At 71.2% G+C, this 17,598-nt stretch carries 14 protein-coding genes and 1 pseudogene; 5 read left to right on the plus strand and 10 right to left on the minus strand.

Annotated features, from left to right (window positions below; translation table 11 throughout):
• Positions 1–160: 160 nt before the first annotated feature.
• The gene (locus tag ACIA8L_RS54605) at positions 161–592 is read right to left on the minus strand and encodes a hypothetical protein (RefSeq protein WP_395917948.1); all 432 of its coding nucleotides are present in this window, start codon (positions 590–592) and stop codon (positions 161–163) included.
• A 9-nt stretch (positions 593–601) separates the two neighbouring features.
• The gene (locus tag ACIA8L_RS54610) at positions 602–2,074 is read right to left on the minus strand and encodes an amino acid permease (protein ID WP_395917950.1); all 1,473 of its coding nucleotides are present in this window, start codon (positions 2,072–2,074) and stop codon (positions 602–604) included.
• 105 nt (positions 2,075–2,179) lie between these two features.
• Here ACIA8L_RS54610 and ACIA8L_RS54615 point away from each other — a divergent pair.
• A pseudogene (locus tag ACIA8L_RS54615) lies at positions 2,180–2,755 on the plus strand (FAD/NAD(P)-binding protein); the annotation flags it as partial.
• Between the two features lie 576 nt (positions 2,756–3,331).
• On the opposite strand, the gene ACIA8L_RS54620 reads toward ACIA8L_RS54615, so the two are convergent.
• Genes ACIA8L_RS54620 through ACIA8L_RS54635 form a run of 4 tightly spaced genes read right to left on the minus strand, consistent with a single transcriptional unit; the run spans position 3,332 to position 7,050 of the window.
• The gene (locus ACIA8L_RS54620; RefSeq protein WP_261966226.1) at positions 3,332–3,910 is read right to left on the minus strand and encodes an ATP/GTP-binding protein; all 579 of its coding nucleotides are present in this window, start codon (positions 3,908–3,910) and stop codon (positions 3,332–3,334) included.
• Positions 3,891–4,247 (minus strand): DUF742 domain-containing protein, encoded by a 357-nt coding sequence (locus ACIA8L_RS54625; RefSeq protein WP_395917952.1) that lies wholly within the window; start codon positions 4,245–4,247, stop codon positions 3,891–3,893. The genes ACIA8L_RS54620 and ACIA8L_RS54625 overlap by 20 nt, the downstream gene beginning before the upstream one ends.
• A 10-nt stretch (positions 4,248–4,257) precedes the next feature.
• On the minus strand, positions 4,258–4,680 hold the full coding sequence (locus ACIA8L_RS54630) for a roadblock/LC7 domain-containing protein (protein ID WP_395917953.1): 423 nt from the start codon (positions 4,678–4,680) through the stop codon (positions 4,258–4,260).
• Positions 4,681–7,050: a nitrate- and nitrite sensing domain-containing protein gene (locus tag ACIA8L_RS54635; protein WP_395917955.1), complete on the minus strand. Its 2,370-nt coding sequence runs from the start codon at positions 7,048–7,050 to the stop codon at positions 4,681–4,683.
• A 400-nt stretch (positions 7,051–7,450) separates the two neighbouring features.
• Here ACIA8L_RS54635 and ACIA8L_RS54640 point away from each other — a divergent pair, with 400 nt between their 5' ends.
• The gene (locus ACIA8L_RS54640; protein ID WP_395917957.1) at positions 7,451–7,615 is read left to right on the plus strand and encodes a hypothetical protein; all 165 of its coding nucleotides are present in this window, start codon (positions 7,451–7,453) and stop codon (positions 7,613–7,615) included.
• Positions 7,616–7,634: 19 nt separating this feature from the next.
• Here the strand turns inward: ACIA8L_RS54640 and ACIA8L_RS54645 are convergent, their stop codons facing one another.
• Positions 7,635–8,615: a bifunctional heptose 7-phosphate kinase/heptose 1-phosphate adenyltransferase gene (locus tag ACIA8L_RS54645; protein ID WP_395917959.1), complete on the minus strand. Its 981-nt coding sequence runs from the start codon at positions 8,613–8,615 to the stop codon at positions 7,635–7,637.
• A gap of 66 nt (positions 8,616–8,681) precedes the next feature.
• Here ACIA8L_RS54645 and ACIA8L_RS54650 point away from each other — a divergent pair, with 66 nt between their 5' ends.
• Positions 8,682–9,821 carry an NAD(P)/FAD-dependent oxidoreductase gene (locus ACIA8L_RS54650; protein WP_395917961.1) on the plus strand — a complete coding sequence of 380 codons (1,140 nt, stop codon included), beginning with the start codon at positions 8,682–8,684 and terminating at the stop codon, positions 9,819–9,821.
• On the opposite strand, the gene ACIA8L_RS54655 is transcribed toward ACIA8L_RS54650, so the two are convergent.
• The 3 genes from ACIA8L_RS54655 to ACIA8L_RS54665 form a co-directional block, all read right to left on the minus strand.
• The gene (locus ACIA8L_RS54655) at positions 9,809–12,286 is read right to left on the minus strand and encodes a PAS domain S-box protein (RefSeq protein ID WP_395917963.1); all 2,478 of its coding nucleotides are present in this window, start codon (positions 12,284–12,286) and stop codon (positions 9,809–9,811) included. The two genes, ACIA8L_RS54650 and ACIA8L_RS54655, sit on opposite strands and share 13 nt — an antisense overlap.
• Before the next feature lie 63 nt (positions 12,287–12,349).
• On the minus strand, positions 12,350–13,075 hold the full coding sequence (locus tag ACIA8L_RS54660; protein ID WP_395917964.1) for an ABC transporter ATP-binding protein: 726 nt from the start codon (positions 13,073–13,075) through the stop codon (positions 12,350–12,352).
• A 5-nt stretch (positions 13,076–13,080) separates the two neighbouring features.
• The gene (locus tag ACIA8L_RS54665) at positions 13,081–15,831 is read right to left on the minus strand and encodes an FtsX-like permease family protein (protein ID WP_395917966.1); all 2,751 of its coding nucleotides are present in this window, start codon (positions 15,829–15,831) and stop codon (positions 13,081–13,083) included.
• 53 nt (positions 15,832–15,884) lie between these two features.
• Between ACIA8L_RS54665 and ACIA8L_RS54670 the strand changes: the two genes are divergently transcribed.
• Together ACIA8L_RS54670 and rpsT are read left to right on the plus strand one after the other, a co-directional pair.
• On the plus strand, positions 15,885–16,466 hold the full coding sequence (locus tag ACIA8L_RS54670; protein WP_395917968.1) for a helix-turn-helix transcriptional regulator: 582 nt from the start codon (positions 15,885–15,887) through the stop codon (positions 16,464–16,466).
• A 228-nt stretch (positions 16,467–16,694) separates the two neighbouring features.
• Complete coding sequence (rpsT, locus tag ACIA8L_RS54675; protein WP_395917970.1) at positions 16,695–16,964, plus strand: 30S ribosomal protein S20; 270 nt, start codon at positions 16,695–16,697, stop codon at positions 16,962–16,964.
• The last annotated feature ends 634 nt before the right edge of the window (positions 16,965–17,598 follow it).

Raw genomic sequence — 17,598 nt, forward strand, 5'->3', positions numbered from 1 at the left:
GCGACACGACCCAAAAGCGGATGCGCCGGCCTGACCCTCTACAAGGTCATCAACGAGCTGCAACTCCTGCTCGCCACCTGGACCGGCGCATGCCCCACCTGCCACCGCAAACTAAAACCGTTACACCGCAACAACCACCGACAGACCTAACAAAGCACTACTAGTTGCTGGCGTACCCGGGCAGATCGCCGCCGCCGTCGGTTGTCTCGACCCGGTCGACGTGCCCGTCGAAGTCGTCGTCGTGGTAGATCAGGTCGATCTTGCCGTCGTGGTCCTGGTCGTACGCCACCTGGTCGACCAGGCCGTCGTGGTTGGTGTCCCACATCGCCACGTCGGTCTGGCCGTCCTGGTCGGTGTCGGCGAGGAGCATGTCGACCTTGCCGTCCCCGTCGGAGTCGTACCCGACCGTCTCCGCGTCCCCGGCCATGTCTCCGCCCGAGAGCCCGGGATCTTCAGAGGCCGCACTCAGACCCGCCGTCCCGTAGGAGGACGCCGTGAGCGGACCGTGGCCGAACATCGCCTCGGGGTCGGCCACGTCGTCCGGGCTCAGGTCCAGGTGATAGTCGTCGGACGTCAGCCCCCAGTCGGTCATACCACCAGCTTATGTCGATGAAGGCTCGACCTCCGAAGTCGTATCCGATGACAGCCGGGCCCGGCGCATCCCGTAGGCGAAGTAGAGGACCAGCCCCACGGCCATCCAGATCAGGAACCGCACCCAGGTGACCACCGGCAGGTTCAGCATCAGCCACAGCGAGGCCAGCACGCTCACGATCGGCAGGAACGGCACCAGCGGCGTCTTGAAGCCGCGCGGCAGGTCGGGGCGGGTCCGGCGCAGGATGACCACGCCGATCGAGACCACCACGAACGCGAACAGCGTGCCGATGCTGGTCAGCTCCGACAGCTCGGACAGCGGCACGAACGCGGCCAGCACGAGCACGATCGCGCCGGTGATCGTCGACATGACCCACGGGGTGCCGAAGCGCGGGTGGACCTTGGCCAGCACCGGCGGGAGCAGGCCGTCGCGGGCCATGGCGAAGGAGACCCGGGACTGCCCGAGCAGCAGCACCAGGATCACCGAGGTGATCCCGCAGACCGCGCCGAGCGAGATCAGGTTGGCCGCCCAGCCCTGCCCGGCCAGGTCGAAGGCCTTCGCGAGCGGCGCGGCGGTGTTCAGGTCGCCGTAGTGGACCATGCCGGTGACCACGAACGAGACGGCCATGTAGAGCACGGCGCAGATGATCAGCGAGCCGATGATGCCGCGCGGCACGTCCCGCTGCGGGTTGTGGGTCTCCTCGGCGGTGGTCGCCACGACGTCGAAGCCGATGTACGCGAAGAAGACGATCGAGGCCGCGGCCACGATGCCGAACCAGCCGAAGTGCTGCGGCGTGATCCCGGCCAGCACCTGCAGCAGCGGGGCGTCGCCACCGGACTCCTTCTCGGCGGCCTGGGCCGGCGGGATGAATGGGGTGTAGTTCGCGGCCTTGATGAAGAACAGGCCGAGGCCGATGACGAACAGGACCACGGCCACCTTGATGATCACGAGCGCGCCGGTGACGCGGCCGGAGAGCTTCGCTCCGACGATCGCGACGACCGAGAGGACGGCCACGATGAACGCCGCCCCGAAGTCGGGCCGGGCCTGGTCGCCGGCGAGCCAGTTCGGAAGGTCGAAGAGCTCTTGGAGGTACGCCGACCACCCGCGCGACACCACGGCCGCCCCGAGCGCCAGCTCCAGGCACAGGTCCCAGCCGATGATCCAGGCGACGAACTGCCCCAGCGTCGCGTAGGAGAACGTGTACGCCGACCCGGCGACGGGAACCGTGGAGGCGAACTCCGCATAGCAGAGGGCGGCCAGCGCGCAGACGACGCCGGCCAGCGCGAACGACAGCACGATGGCGGGGCCGGCGTTCTTGGCCGCCTGCTGCCCGGTCAGTACGAAGATACCGGTGCCGATGATGACCCCGACGCCGAAGACGGTCAGGTCGAAGGCGGAGAGGTTTTTGCGCAGCTTGTGGCCGGGCTCGTCGGTGTCGCGCATCGACTGCTCGATCGACTTCGTGCGAAAGAGTGACGACATGCGACACCACGTGCCCGAACAGTGACGTTCCTACACTTCCCGCGCCCTTGCAGTACCATAAAGCCTATCGTTTAAATAGGAATTCAACGATGGGGGTGGTGAGCCATGGGGCGCACGTGCACCACGGTGGTCGTGGGCGGCGGCTGTAGCGGCGCCCTGGCGGCGATCCACCTGAGCCGGGACCCTCGTCACGCTGTGATGATCGTCGATCCGGCCCCGCACGACGAGCTCGGCCGCGGCGTGGCATACCGCACCCGCAACCCGGCCCACCTGCTCAACTCGCGCGCGGCCGCGATGAGCGCCCTGGCCGACCAGCCCGACGACTTCGTCCGCTGGTGCCGTGACCAGGACTTGGAGATCGGACCGGCGGACTTCGCGCCGCGCGGGGTCTACGGCGACTACCTGCACGATCGCCTCACCCAGGCCCGGTTCACCCACGTCCGGGCGGCCGCGACACGGGTCGGCGCGGACGGCACGGTGACACTGCGCAACGGGGACACGATCAAGGGCGACCGCGTGCTACTCGCGCTCGGCCACGGCGCGCCGGCCGACCTGCCCCGGTTCCGGGACCACCCGCGATACGTCGCCAATCCGTGGGATTCCACCACCCTCGACAATCTAGAAGGCGATCTTCCGGTATTGCTCATCGGGACCGGGCTGACCGCCGTCGATGTGGCGATCGCCCTCGAGGGCCGGGTGCCCGTCGTGGCCTACTCGCGCCGCGGCCTCCTGCCACGCGTGCACGCGGACGTCGTGCCGGCCGATCGCGCGTTCGAGTACCACGGAAACACCCTGGCCGGTCTGATGCGGGCGGTGCGCGAGTTCGCGGCCACCCAGCCGGACTGGCGCTCGGCCGTCGACGCGCTCCGGCCCGCGGTCGACCGGCTCTGGCGGCAGCTCACGCCCGACGCCCGGCTGCGATTCCTGCGGCACGTGTCGACGTTCTGGGAGGTGCACCGCCACCGTATGCCCCCGGCCAGCGCCGCCAGAATTCGAACATTCCATACTACGAGTGACATATCCGGAAAATCGTTTTCGGCCGTCGTCAACTGCACCGGCCCCCAGGGCGCGGCAACGACCGAGATCGGTCGAAACCTGCTCAAAGACCGCCTAGCCCACCTCGACCCCACGGGCAAGGGCCTGGAAGTGGACGAAGCGGGCCGGCTGACCGAAAGGATCTACACCATCGGTCCGGTCAGACGGGGCGCCTGGTGGGAGACCACCGCAGTACCGGAGATACGGCGGCAGGCCGACCGGCTACGCGGCGACCTGCTTGAGGGTCATGACGTGCTCGACCAGGGCGATCAGGACATCCTTGACCGAGCGCCGGTCCCGCGCGTCGCACAGCACGACCGGCACGTCCGGGTCGAGGTCCAGCGCCTTGGCGATCTGCGTGGCACTGTGCTTCTGCACGCCGTCGAAGCAGTTCACGGCGACCAGGAACGGCGTGCTGCGCCGCTCGAAGTAGTCCACCGACGGGAAGCAGTCGTTCAGGCGGCGGGTGTCGGCCAGCACCACCGCGCCGAGCGCGCCCAGCGCCAGTTCGTCCCACAGGAACCAGAACCGGTCCTGACCCGGCGTGCCGAAGAGGTACAGCACGATGTCCTGATTGATGCTGATCCGGCCGAAGTCCATGGCCACGGTCGTCGTCGTTTTGCCCTCGACGCCGTTGACGTCGTCGATGCCGACGCCGGCGTTGGTGAGCACCTCCTCCGTCTGCAACGGACGGATCTCGCTCACCGCGCTGACGAGCGTGGTCTTGCCGACGCCGAACCCACCCGCGATGAGGATCTTCACCGCGAGGGGAACGTGACCGTCAGAGCGCTCGGAGGCCATTGACAACCGCCTTGAGGATGCGATCGTCGGGCCGCAGCGGCCCGACGGACTGGTCGTACTCCGGTTCGTGCATCTCGATGAGCCCCTGCTGGAGCAGGTCGCCCAGCAGCACGCGCACAACGCCGAGCGCGAGGTCGAGATGGGAGGCGAGCTCGGCGACCGACACCGGCTCACTGGTGCGCGCCAGGATCGCGCGCTGCTCGGGCAGAAGGTTCGGGTCCTCCGGGTCGGCTCGGCGCACCACGAAGGCGACGAGGTCGAACGCGCCGGCCGCCGGCTTGGCCCGGCCGCCCGTGACGGCGTAGGGCCGGACTACCGGGCCGGCATCCGAGTCCATCCAGTCATGATCACCCGGCGGCATCGTGGGAAACGCCCGGTCGCGACGGCGCGGTGAGGTACTGCCCGACCCTGGTCACCAGCATCGCCATCTCGTAGGCGATCACGCCGATGTCCGAGTCGGCGGCGCTGAGCACGGCCAGGCAGGCGCCCTGCCCGGCCGCGGTGACGAACAGGAACGAGTTGTCCATCTCCACGATGGTCTGACGGACCGAGCCGCCGTTGAACTGCCGTCCGGCGCTGCGGGCCAGGCTCTGGAAGCCGGAGGCGACGGCCGAGAGGTGCTCGGCGTCGTCGCGGCCGAGCCCGTTGGACGCGCCCATCAGGAGCCCGTCGGCGGAGAGCACCACGGCGTGCTGCGCCGACTCGACCCGCTCGACGAGATCGTCGAGGAGCCAGTCGAGCTTGCCGGTGCGGCTCGTCGAGTGCGTCACCTATGCATCCCTTTCCGGAGAGTTCGGGTCCTGGATCTGCTCGGCGTCACGGCGCCCTCTGGTGAAGCCGGCCTGCAGCGACGTCATCATCTCGCGCGTCTTCTCCGCTGAGCGACCGCCGACTCCGGTAGTGGCGAACTGGGCCGCCGGGATGCCATCGACGGTCCGCTCCTCCTCTGGACGCTCACGCAGCTGCGGCGCGAGGCTGGCCTGCCGGCGCCGGCGCGGGAGCCCGTCGTCGGTGAGCTCCACCCCCTCGACCGGTTCCCGCTGCGTGGGCAGCGCGGGAGCCGGCACCGGAGGCGGCGGCGCGACCGGCGCCACGACGTATTCGACGGGGGTCGGGGCGACCTCCGCGATCGTGGGCCGGATGGCGTCGGCCGGCTCCAGCTCCAGCACCGCCGCCCGGGCCGCCTGCTGCTCCTCGGCCGGCGTCGGGGCGGTCAGCTCATGGGTCGCGCCGGAGATCAGGTGCGGCGGGATCAGCACGACCGCGGTGACGCCACCGTAGGCGGAGGCGCGCAGCGTGACCCGCACACCGTGCCGGGCGGCCAGCAGGGCCACGACGAACAGGCCGAGCCGGGCCGAGTTGGCCGGGTCGAACTCCGGCGGCTGGGCCAGCCGCAGGTTGGCGTCCTCGATCGCGTCCGGCGCCATGCCCAGGCCGCGGTCCTCGATCTCGATCGCGTAGCCGTTGGGCACCAGCTGCCCGCTGATCTGCACCCGGGTGTGCGGGGGCGAGTAGGCGGTGGCGTTCTCGATCACCTCGGCCAGCAGGTGGATGCAGTCGGCGACGGCCCGCCCGACCAGCGACGCCTCCGGCAGGGCCAGGAACCCGACCCGGGCGTAGTCCTCGACCTCGGAGACGGCGCCGCGGATCACGTCGACCATCGGCACCGGGTTGCGCCAGCCCCGGCCGGGCGCGGCGCCGGCCAGGATGACCAGGTCCTCGGCGTGGCGGCGCATGCGGGTGGCGAGGTGGTCGACGCGGAAGAGGTCCTCGAGCTCCTCCGGGTCGGTGGCCCGCCGCTCCATCCGGTCCAGCAGGGCCAGCTGCCGGTGCAGCAGCGTCTGGCTGCGCCGGGCGATGTTGAGGAAGACCTCGTTGAGGCCCTGCCGCAGCTGGGCCTCGTGGACGGCGGACTGCACGGCGGTGCGCTGGACGGCGCTGAAGGCGTTGCCCACCTTGCCGATCTCGTCGGCGCCGTACTCCAGCGGCGGCGCCGAGGCCACGACGTCGATCTTGTCGCCGTGCCGCAGCCGCGCGACCATCGCCGGGAGCCGGTTGTCGGCCAGGTCCTGGGCGTCCTGGCGCAGGCCGACCAGGCGGCGGATCAGCGAGCGGCCGATCCGGATCGACAGCAGGATCGACACGACGACGGCGATGAGGCCGAGCACCCCGGCGCCGATGACGCGCAGCAGGATGCCGGCCGCGACCGGGCCCGCGTTGGCCACGATGACCTCACCGAAGCCCAGGTCGAAGCTGCGCAGCTGAGCGAAGAGCTTGTCGTAGGCATCGCGCCAGGCGGTCACGTCGACCGGCAGCGTCCCGCCCGGCCGGCCGTCCGCCATGATCTTGTTCTCGAGGTCCAGGACGCGCTTGTACGAGTCGCTGGCCACGATCGGGTCCCACAGCGCCCGGCCGCCGGCCGGCAGGTCGTAGGTGGCGTCGGCGTAGAGCTGGCGCCGGGCCCCGATGACGGCGACCAGGTCGGCGTTCTCCGTCTTCTGGAACTTTCCGGCCGCGGCCACCCCGTTGACGATCGCGTCCTCGCGGGCGAGCTGCTCGCGGCCGCGGCTGGTGCCGATGACGATGAGCGCGTTGCGGGTCAGCTCGGCGTTGCTGATGCCGGGCAGCGAGTCATACCAGTGGTAGATCGAGTCGATCGGCCGGTTGTACGCGTTGAGCGCCTCGGCCCGGTCGATCTGGCCCAGGGAGATCCCGTTGCGACTGGCCGTGAGCTGGTCAAACTGGTTGATGACCTCGCGCAGCCGGGCCCGCGACCCCTCGGGGATCGCGTCCTGCAGCTTCTCGTCGACGGCGCGGCGGCGGAAGTCGGACAGCACCTCGTCGACCTTGGCCCGCTGCGCGTTGAGCGCGGTGGTCTCCGGTCGGCCCTCCTGTCGCCCGGTCGCGAGGTACACCTGGGTCAGCGTGCGCTCCCGCTGCAGTTCGACGATGACGTTCTCCGACGGCTTGCTGGACAGCGCGCTGTACTCCTGGCTGTCAAGCAGCTCGGCCGTGGCCCCCGCGGTCAGGCTCGTCGCGAACACCCACATGACCACCAGCGTCGCCAGCGGCGGCAGGACCAGGGTGATGATCTTCGCGCGGATCGACCAGGTGCGGATTCTCCACGAAGGACTCTTCATGCGGTCGGTTCCTCGCTGGGGTCGCGGGGCAGAGGGTGGTAGCGCCTCGGGCATGATACGGACACGTGGGGCCGGAAGTCACCAGCAAGGTCGTCAGGGGCACAGAGCGGTCTCGCCCCTTTTCTCGCCCTTCGCCCGGTGTAGGCGGCCGGTCCGGGGGCAGCCCGGCGGCATGCGACGTGGACGCTGGGTGGTGGCTGTTGGGGCCTGGTTGCTGTGTGCCGCCGGGCTGTCGGCCTTGGCGCTGAACGCCACCGCCGCGGGCCGGGACGTCCTGCTCAGAGCCGCTCGGCCGGCACCCGGAGCGCCCAGCGCGGCCAGCCCGTCGCCGTCGCCCGACTCGCCCCGGATTTTGCGCACGCCGGGCGGGAACGTGGTCGCCGGCTGTGACGGAACTTCGGTGCGCGTTCGGTATCTGAGCCCGGCCGCCGGGTTCCACATCGTGAGCGCCGACCGGCGCCCCGGGCCGCAGTCCCGGGTGACCTTCAAGTCCGACACCCAGGAGGTCCGCGCTCTCATCCGCTGCGAAAACGACGGTCCACACATGGACGTCGAGGTCAGTTGAGGGCGGCATCGATCGCAATTTATATCAGAAATGATTCGGAGGCGAACTGTTCGGGAACGACGGCGGTACCGACGCCACGAATCGCCATGGAGGCGCAACGCTGTGCGACATCGGCGGCCACGGCGAGCCCCTCCCCCGCCAGCCGAGCGAGCACGAACCCGGCCAGGTAGGCCCCGCCGGCTCCGGCCGCATGCGCGACGGGCGAAGGCGGTGCCGCGGTCGCGACCGTCTCCCCGTCGAGGCTCATGACCTGGGAGCCCTCCGCGTCCAGCGTCACCGCCACGATGGCCGCCCCGGTCCTGCGCAGCAGCTGCCCCCGATCCAACTGGCTGCCTGACTGTCCTATTACTCCGGCCGCCTCCTCGCGGTTGGGCGTGACGAGGTCCGGCCCGATCGACGCCCAGCCGCTCAGGTCGTGGGCGTCTACGGCGAGCAGCGGCAGGTCGAGGCGGCGGGCCGCGAGGAGCTCCCGCACCGCCGGCCCCAGAGTCCCGGCGCCGTGATCGCAGACGACGACGGCGTCCGGGCGCGGCTCGGCCGACAGCGTCTCGTCCAGCCGCCGGACCACCGTCTCGGCCGCGACCGGGCCCAGCGGGCCGGTGTCGCCGTCGTCGAAGCGGACCAGGACGTACCCGTCGGCCACGACCCGCCGCTTGGTGACCGTCCGCCGCCCGACCGCCGTCACCAGCCGATCGGCCACCCCGGCGTCCCACACGCAGGTCCGCAGCCGCGCACCGGCGTCGTCGTCGCCGACGGCCCCGACGAGTGTGGTCCGGGCGCCCAGGGCGGCGAAGTTGGCGGCGGTGTTGGCCGCGCCGCCACACACCTCCCGGGTGCTGTCGAGGGCGACCACCGGGACGGGCGCCTCCCGGCTCAGCCTCGTAGGCGTCCCGCAGAGCCAGCCGTCGAGCAGTGCGTCCCCGGCCACGAGCACGGCGGCATCCCGCCACCCGTCGGCCAGCGCGGAGAATCTGGGGGAAGCATTGCCGGAATTGTGCACCGGCGGCCGGTACCCACACCGGCGCGGTTCATTCCCTGCGACAATCGGACCATCGAACGAGCAGACGTGGCGATCATCGGCGGGGGCGTGGCCGGCCTGTCCCTGGCCGCGGAGCTCGCCGAACTGGACGGCCGGCTGGTGGAGCGCTCCGCGCGGGAGTCCGGCGGCCCGCGCCCGGAACTGCGCATCGTGCTGCTCGAACGGGAGAACCAGTTCGGATACCACTCGACCGGCCGTTCGATCTCGGCCCTGACCGAGAGTCTCGGCTCGGCCGAGCAGCGGGCGCTGACCCGGGCCTCGCGCATCATCCTCGACGCCCTGGGCGCCGAGTCCGGCACGCCGCTGCTGCGGGCCCGGCCGGTCATCTGGGTCGCCGACGCCGACCACCTGGGCGCGCTCAACGCCCTGCTGACCGCCAACCCATCGCTGCGCGGAGCCGACCTGGCCGCCGCACAGACGCTCTGCCCCGTCCTGCGCCCCGAGGCCACGGCCCGGGCCGCGGTCGAGCGCACGGCGCAGGACGTGGACGTCGACGCGCTGCAGCAGCAGTACCGGGACCGCGCGACGGCGGCCGGTGCGGTGCTGCGCACGGCGATCGGGCTCGAGGCCGGCACGTGGGACCCGGGCCGCTCGGCCTGGACCCTGACCACGGACCGCGGTGAGCTGCGGGTAGGCCGGGTGGTCAACGCCGCGGGCCCGTGGGCCGACGCGGTGGCCGCCCGCCTGGAGGTGCCGCCGGCCGGGCTGACCAGCTACCGGCGCACGGTCGCGATCGCGTCGGCCGAGCGCGTAGGCCCGGCCTGGCCCCTGGTCCTCGACGTGGCCAACCGCTTCTACTTCCGCCCGGAGCGCGGCGGCCTGCTGGTCTCGCCGGCCGACGAGACGCCGTCACCGCCAACGGACGCGGAGGCCCGGCCCGAGGACGTGAGCGTGGCGGTGGAGCGGGTGACCGCCGCGACGACGCTGCGGCTGACCCGGGTCCGCACGAGCTGGGCCGGGCTGCGCACGTTCGCGCCGGACCGCAACCCGGTCGTCGGCCCGGACCCGAAGCAGGAGGGGTTCTTCTGGTTCGCCGGCCTGGGCGGCACCGGAATCCAGACCGCGCCGGCCCTGGCCCGGCTGGCCGCCGCGCAGCTGCTCGGCGAGCCGTACGAGATCCCGGACCTGCACCCGGAGGCGCTGCTGCCCCGGGTTCAGCCGCAGTAGGCCGGCAGCCGCAGCTCGAACGTGGTGCCCGGCTTGTCGCCGTGGTCCGTCACCGTGATCGTGCCGCCGTGCCGCTCGACCACCGTGCGGCTGATCGCCAGGCCGAGGCCGGTGCCGGGGACGCCCTGGTTGCGGATGTTGGAGCCGCGGAAGAAGCGCTCGAACAGCCGCGACCGCTCCTCCTCCGGGATGCCCACGCCGGTGTCGACCACGCGGAGCTTCGCCCCGGCCACGTCGCTGTCCAGCCGGATCTCCACCCGGCCCCCGGCCGGCGTGAACTTCACGGCGTTGGTGATCAGGTGGTCCACGACCTTGCGCAGCCGCGGCAGGTCGCCCGAGACCGGGGCCGGCCCGTCCGGCAGCAGCACCGAGTAGTTCAGGTCCTTCTCGCGCGCGGCCTGGGCGTTGGCGTCGGCGACCTCGCGCACGAGCCCGGCGAAGTCCAGCGGCCGCTCGACCATCGTCACGTAGCCGCTCTCCAGGCCGGCCAGGTCGAGCAGGTCGTCGATGATGGCCCGCAGGTTCTCGGCGTTGCGGGCGATCACGGCGAGGAACTCCTCGCGGGTGGCCGGGTCCTCGTCGTCGTCGTGGAGCAGCAGCTCGGTGTAGGACGAGATCGACGTCAGCGGCGTGCGCAGCTCGTGGCCGACCAGGGCGATGAACTCGTCCTTGGTCCGGGCCAGCTGCTTCGCCAGGTCCTCGGCCCGGCGCCGGACCAGGAACTGCCCGACGTGCGCGGCGATGCCCGACAGCAGGGCGATCAGCGACTGCTCCGGCTCCTCGGCGGCGTCGCCGAAGAACGACAGGGTGCCGGTCACGCCGCTGCCGTCGCGGATCGGGATGGCCAGGCCGACCCGCAGGCCGTGCTTGGCCAGGGACGGCACGTTGAGCCGGCTGGTGCTCGCGGAGATGTCCGGGATCCACGTCGGCTGGCCGGTCTCCCAGGCCACGCCGGAGACGCCCGTGCCCAGCGCGAGCGGGTCCGGATAGGGGATCTCGTAGCCGGGCTCGGTCCACATCGCCGCGTTGCGCAGCACGTTGCCGACCTTGTCGACCAGCCACATCTCGGCGTGCGGCCAGTGCAGCGTGCGCGCGACCGTCTCCAGCAGCTCCGGGCCGGACGCCTCGATCGTCGGCGCCTGCTCGAGGATCCGCGACACGGCGAGCTCGCACTCGATGAGCCGCTGGGCCCGGCGGCGCTCGGTGACCTCGTGCAGGGCCGCGACCGCGCCCAGGCGGGTGCCGTCGGAGTCGCGGATCGGCTGGGCGTTGATCGTGAACGAGCGGCGGGGACGGTCCGGCAGGTGGATGACGAACTCGGCGTCGCGGATGTGCTCGCCCTTGAACGCGCGGGTGAGCGGCATCTCGTCGCCGCTGATCGGCTCCCCGCCGGGCGCACTGCGCGGCGTCGTCCAGGAATCGGACGTCGAACCGTCGGCGTCGTGCCCGGTGATGTCGCGCATGGCCCGGTTGAACAGGATCAGCTTGCCGCGCTCGTCGGTGGCGACCACACCCACGTCGAGGTTGTCCAGGAGGGCGGACAGGAAGTGCCGCTCCCGGGCCAGCTGGCGCTCCGCGGTGACACGTTCGCTGATGTCGTAGATGAACGCGTGCGCGTGCCGGCCCAGGGGTCCCTCGACCACATTCAAGGTGATCTCGATCGGGAACTCGGTGCCGGCGCGATTCACGCCGTACAACTGCAGCCTCTGGCCTATCAAACGGGGCACCCCGCCCCGCACCAGCCTGGTCAGTCCGGCGCGGTGGGCGGCCCGGAACCGCTCCGGGATGATCAGCTCGTGCACGTGCTGCCCGACCGCCTCCTCGGCGGTCCAGCCGAAGGTGCGCTCGGCGGCCCGGTTCCACCGGGTGATCTCGCCGGAGAGCTCGATCGCCACAAAGGCCTCGAGAGCGGTCTCCAGCACCGCGTCGGTCTCCGCGGCCGCGAGCGCGATGTCCTCCCGCGACGCCTCTGCGGCCAGCATGACCTCGATCAGCCCGGCGCACTCGGCGATCGCGGCGACGTCGTCGTCGGTCCAGTGCCGCGGCACGGAGTCGGTCACGCACACCGCGCCGAGCGTGTGGCCGGCCGCGTCGTGCACCGGCTGCCCGAGGTAGGCCGTGATGTGCCGGCCGACCACGACCCCGAGGTCGCGCAGCATCGGATCCTCGCGCGCGTCCTGGACCACCAGCGGCGCGTCTCCGCTCACCACGAACTGGCAGAACGAGCTCGTCGCCGGCTCCGCGTTGACGCGCTCCAGGTCCGGCGGCAGCCCGTGCCGGCCGACCACGTGCATCCGCTCGTCGTCGACCAGCGTGAGCAGGCCGACCGGGGCCACGACGGACCGGGCGGCGAGCCGCACCAGGCCGTCGACCGGAGCCGACGATGAGCTCAGCAGCAGGTGTGCGCGGCGCAGAGCACGCAGACGCCCCGGCTGCGTGAGCACGCCGATATCAAGCTGCGGCATACCACCCCCCGCGACCGCCAGCACGTAAGAGCGATCGTACCCGCGAAGTGGTGCAAACCCGGGCTAAAGACGCAGCTGGGTCGCTCGAGCCAGCGTCGACTCCGGCGGTTCCCCGGTCGTGAGGTCGATGTCGTCGGTGATCCGGCCGTCGGAGAGCCGGATCATGCGGTCGCAGCGGGCCGCGATCGCCTGCTCGTGCGTGGCCAGGAGCACCGTCATGCCGCGCTCCTCGCGCAGATCGAGCAGCAGGTCCAGGATCTGCGCCCCGCTGGCCGAGTCCAGGTTGCCGGTGGGCTCGTCGGCCAGCAGCAGCCGCGGCCCCCCGATGAGCGCCCGCGCGATCGCGACCCGCTGCTGCTGCCCGCCGGACAGCTGCGCCGGCAGCGACCGCTCCCGCCCGGCCAGCCCGACCGCGTCCAGCAGCTCCCGGGCCCGCTCCCGCTTGTCGAACCCGACCCGGAACGGCAACACCGGCGCGATCACGTTGTCGAGGGCGCTCAGCGCGGGCAACAGGTGATACCGCTGAAAGACAAAACCCACGGTCCGCCGGTACTCGCTGAGCTTCTTCCGCCGCAGCCCGGTCACCTCCACCCCGTCGACGACGATCGTCCCCGCGTCCGCGGTCTCGATCGCCCCGACCAGGTGCAGCAGCGTCGACTTCCCCGATCCGCTGGGCCCCGTGACGGCGGTGAAACTCCCTTCGCTCACCTCCAGCGACAGGTCGTCGGCGGCCACGATGTCCGCCCCGCCGGTCCGGAACCGTTTGCTCAACCCCTCGATCGTCAGCATGTGTCTCACTCCTCCGCGAGCAGGCGGGCCGTGGGCAGGCGTTGCAGCAGCAGCGCCGGGACGATCGCGGCGACGGTGGCCACCAGGGCGCCCGCGACCAGGGCGGCGGCCGCCGTCCAGAGCAGGCCGAGCGTGACCGAGCCGACCAGCCAGGCCGCGCCGCCGAGCCCGAGCCCGGCCCCGGTCAGCCCGCCGAGCACGCCGATTCCGAACCCCTCGGCCGCGACGAGGCGCCCGAGCGCACCCGCCGTCCACCCGGTCGCGCGCAGCGTCGCCAGCTCGGCCGACCGGTCCCGGATGTTCAGATACAACACGTCGGCGACCGCCAGCGCGCCGAGCAGCACGGTCGCGCCGACGGCGACCGTGTCCACCGCCCGGACCTGCAGCGACACGGCGTCCCCGAGCATCGTCCCGACGATCGCACCGTGGAACGCGAACGTGATCGCACCCAGGACCGTCGCCGCGGTGATGCCGATCGCGAGGGCGCCCGCGCCGAGCAGCGTCCGCCCGGGCACGCGCAACAGGTTGCGCAGACCGAGCCCGATCGGCCCCCGTGGCCGCCCGGCTCGCCGCGGCCGCAGAGCCACGGGGCGCAAACCTTTCGCGGGACGGGCCCGGGCGGCGGCCAACGCGGGCAGCAGTCCGGCCAGAAGTGCCAGAGCCAGCGCTATCGGTACTGCCAGCAGCGCCCGATGCCACGGCACGCCCACGTCGAGCAGGTGTCCGAGCGGGCCCGCCAGCAGCATCGTCCCGGCCCCGGCGACCAGCCCGAGCACCGCCACCTCACCGAGCACCACTCCGAACACGCGATGGGCCGGCCAGCCAAGGGCCGTGAGCGTCGCCAGTTCGGTGCGCCGGTCCCGTACCCCCGCAAAAACAGCATTCGCCAGGAACAGCGCGCAGACCACCAGTACCAATGCGAAAAGCACTACGCTCTTGCGGTCCACGGCACTCACGATCGCCGCGGCCACCCCCTTGCGGGTCCACAGCTCTGAGAGCCGCAGCGCCGGCCGCCCGAACTGGCCGGCGGCGATGTCCACGGCCTGCGGCTGCGGCGACGAGCCGTAGGTGATGTCCACGTCGAGCCCGGTCACGGCCGCGATCCGCTCGGCCACGACCCGGACCCGCTCCCGGGCCGCGGCGTCGAAGCCGTGCACGTCCGCCACCCGCACCCGCACCGCGGAGATCGGCGCCTTGCGCTCGGTCTCGAGCCCGAGCGTCGAATACAGGCTGTCCAGCAGGTCCAGGCTGGTCAGCAGCGTCGGCGAGGTGGCCAGATAGCCCGCCGGGTTGCCGTCCGGCCGCAGCGTCTGCCCGTTGAGGAGATCCCGGCTGCGCTGGTCGCCGCCGGTGGCGTCGGGCGCCTGATAGGTCTCCATCGGCACCTTGCTCAGCGGGTCGAACGTCCGCACCTTCCCGGGGTCGTAGAGCCCGACGATGTCGGTGAACCCGAGCTCATTGGTCTGCTTGACGGTGCGGAACGAGGTGTCATAGATCTGCCAGGGCAGGTGGATGCCCGAGATGTTGGGGCTGCGCCAGGCCTCCGGGTCGGTCGGCACCGGCACCGCGGTGAGCGAGCCGTCCGCGTTCTCCGTGTAGTCGACCCCGCCGACCCGCATGAACGGCGCCAGGTGGTGGCCCCAACCGACCTGCTCCGGATTGCCGTTCAGCGTGCGGGTCTCCAGCTTGGGCCCGGTCGTGGCGTCGAGCATGGCCAGCGCGTTGGCGGGCCGGTCGCCGGGCGGCGGGGCGGTGAGCGCGATCCGGCTCAGGTCGACGCGCAGGCCGTTGTCCGGATACGGCTGCTCGACCGACAGCACCGGCAGGATCGGGTCATTGAGCGGCGGCGGCTGCTTGCCCAGCTTGTCCGCGGGCCCGATGTAGTGCCCGGCGGTGACCGCGCCGTCCAGCCCGACCAGCCGGGCCTCGGCCTGCGGGTCGACCGCCGCGAGCAGCATCGGCACCTGCCAGGACACGTAGGCCATCGCCTTGTCCTCGGTCGTCAGCTCGCTGGCGGATATCCCGCCGAAGCCGCGCCGGTACTTCCCGTCCGGCATGAGCTGGATGACCTGCAGGGTGGCGCCCTGCGTATCACGCATCAGGTTCGACATCTCGTCCCGGTCGATCCACTGGCAGACCGGCACCCCGTCCTCGAGCACGGCCAGGCCGTCGTCGCACATGTCCTTGCCGGCGTGGGACGAGCCGTCGGTGTACTGCATGCCCAACGAGGTGCCCCCGGCGCTGATGTTCGGCCAGGCGACGGTGTGCTTGGTGACGTACACGAAGTCGGACCGGGCCTTGGCCGTGCTCAGCCCGCGGTCGGCCAGGAACGTCTTGTCGAGGCGGATCAGCTGCCGGTCCAGCGACTGGTCGAGGAGGTTCGTGATGTCGAAGATGGCCGTGCGGCCCTTGTTCGCGTAGCCGACCATTGCGATCGGCGCGGCCACGTCCACCCCGTCGAGGGCCGCGATCTGCCGCGCCTGCTCCGGCGTGATCCCGCCGTAGATGCCGCTGAGCGAGTTGGGCCGGACCTTCTGCCGGTCGTTCTCCAGTGCCGTGCGGGTGCCCTTGGGCCGGACCAGCACCTGGTAGGCGGCCGCGGCCGAGCGGTTCACCTCGCCGGTCACCTGGAGCCGCGCGGTGTCGGTGGCCCCGGTGAGCACGGTGAACCCCGTGGTGGCCACGAGCACCCCGAGCAGCAGCGCGACGGAGCGACCTTTGTTCTTGGCGAGATGGGCCCAGATGAATGGGATCACGCGCTTACTCTGGCCTCTACATTGTGACAATGCAAGGGGTACGATCTGCGGTCATGCCGATCCATCACGCCGTGCTCTCCCTGCTGTCGCGCGGCCCGAGCTACGGCTACGAGCTCAAGGGCGCCTTCGAGGCGGCGGTCGGCCCGCAGTGGGGCCCGCTGAACATCGGCCACCTCTACCAGATCCTCGACCGCCTCTCCCGCGACGGCATGGTCGTCTCCCAACGCCACGCCCAAGCCATCAAGCCCGACCGGGTGGTCTACGAGATCACCGACACCGGCCACACCGAGCTGACCCGCTGGCTGGGCGAGGCCTCCCCACGCAGCGGCGGCTTCCGCGACGACTTCTTCCTGAAGGTGACCGCCGCCGCCCGCTCAGGCGACGCCGACACGGTCCGCACGGTCCTCTCCCAGCAGCGCACATACTTGATGCGCGAGCTGCGCAACCTGGACGGCCTGCGCCGCAAGGCCACCGACCCGGTAGTCGCGCTCCTACTCTCAGCCGCGACCAGACACGTAGAGGCCGACCTGTCATTCGTAGACGACGCCGACCGCACCCTCCTACGCACACCGGGCGCCCTCCCGACCGCCACACCGGCTCCAGCCACACACAACGACCTGTCCGCAAGCGCTTGATTGGTGTTACCTGCGGCTCGGCTCGCCCGCTGCGGGTCGTCAGCCGCGGACTCCCGGAACGCGGCTCGGTTCGCTCTCTGCCGTGCCGGCCGCTGCTGGGCGAGCGGAACGCGGCTCGTTTTGGCTGGCCGAGGGGTGACCTGGTAGCCTGATTCATCGCGCTAGGTGACGCGCCGTCGTGCCATGCGCTCAAGGAAACCGAATCCGAGCTTAAGACGAGGCTGTCGCGTGGCGAACATCAAGTCCCAGATCAAGCGCAACCGGCAGAACGAGAAGCGCCGCCTGCGGAACAAGTCGGTCAAGTCGTCGCTGAAGACGGCCATCCGCAAGTTCCACGAGGCGACCGCCGCCGGCGACAACGAGACCGCTGTCGCTCTGCTGCAGGACGCTTCCCGGAAGCTGGACAAGGCCGCCAGCAAGGGCGTGATCCACAAGAACCAGGCCGCCAACCGCAAGTCGGCCATCACCAAGAAGCTGCACGGCCTCACCTCCGCCTGACCGGAGCCAAGGCCAGCCGCAGCACCGCGAAAAGCGCCGCCCACCTAGGTGGAGCGGCGCTTTTGCCATGCCAAACCCCAACGCAACAAGCCCACCCCTGAGCCGAGCCGTCACCTGAGGCGACACATCAGCACGCCGCCGAGCAGGCCATCCCAGCGGCAGCAGCACCGAGCCGATCAACACCGCCCGCGAGCCGACCCCCGGCCCGTTTACGCTCGAGCTGCTACCAGGCCCAGACGCCCAATCCTCCGGTCACCGTTCTCAGGTCACCGTCCTCAGGTCATCGCTCTTTGGCCGCCTCGGAGGCCACCCGCGCGACAACAACACCGACCTGACCGGCAGCATCCGCAAATCGTCCTCCGCCCGCCCCGGAGGCCACCCGCACGATAACAACACCGACCTGATCTGCAGCATCCGCGACCAATCCGCAGCGTCCGCGAATCGCCCCCGCCCGCCTCGGAGGCCACCCGCGCGACAACAGCACCGACCTGATCGGCAGCATCCGCGACCAAATCCGCAGCGTCCGCGAATCGTCAACGCCGCAGCGACGCCAGCAAAACGAAGCCAAGCGATAGCGCAAGCGATAGCGACAGCGACAGCGACAGCGACAGCGATAGCGATAGCGACAGCCACG

This window comes from Dactylosporangium sp. NPDC051541 (genome assembly GCF_044454505.1).
Lineage (GTDB): Bacteria > Actinomycetota > Actinomycetes > Mycobacteriales > Micromonosporaceae > Dactylosporangium.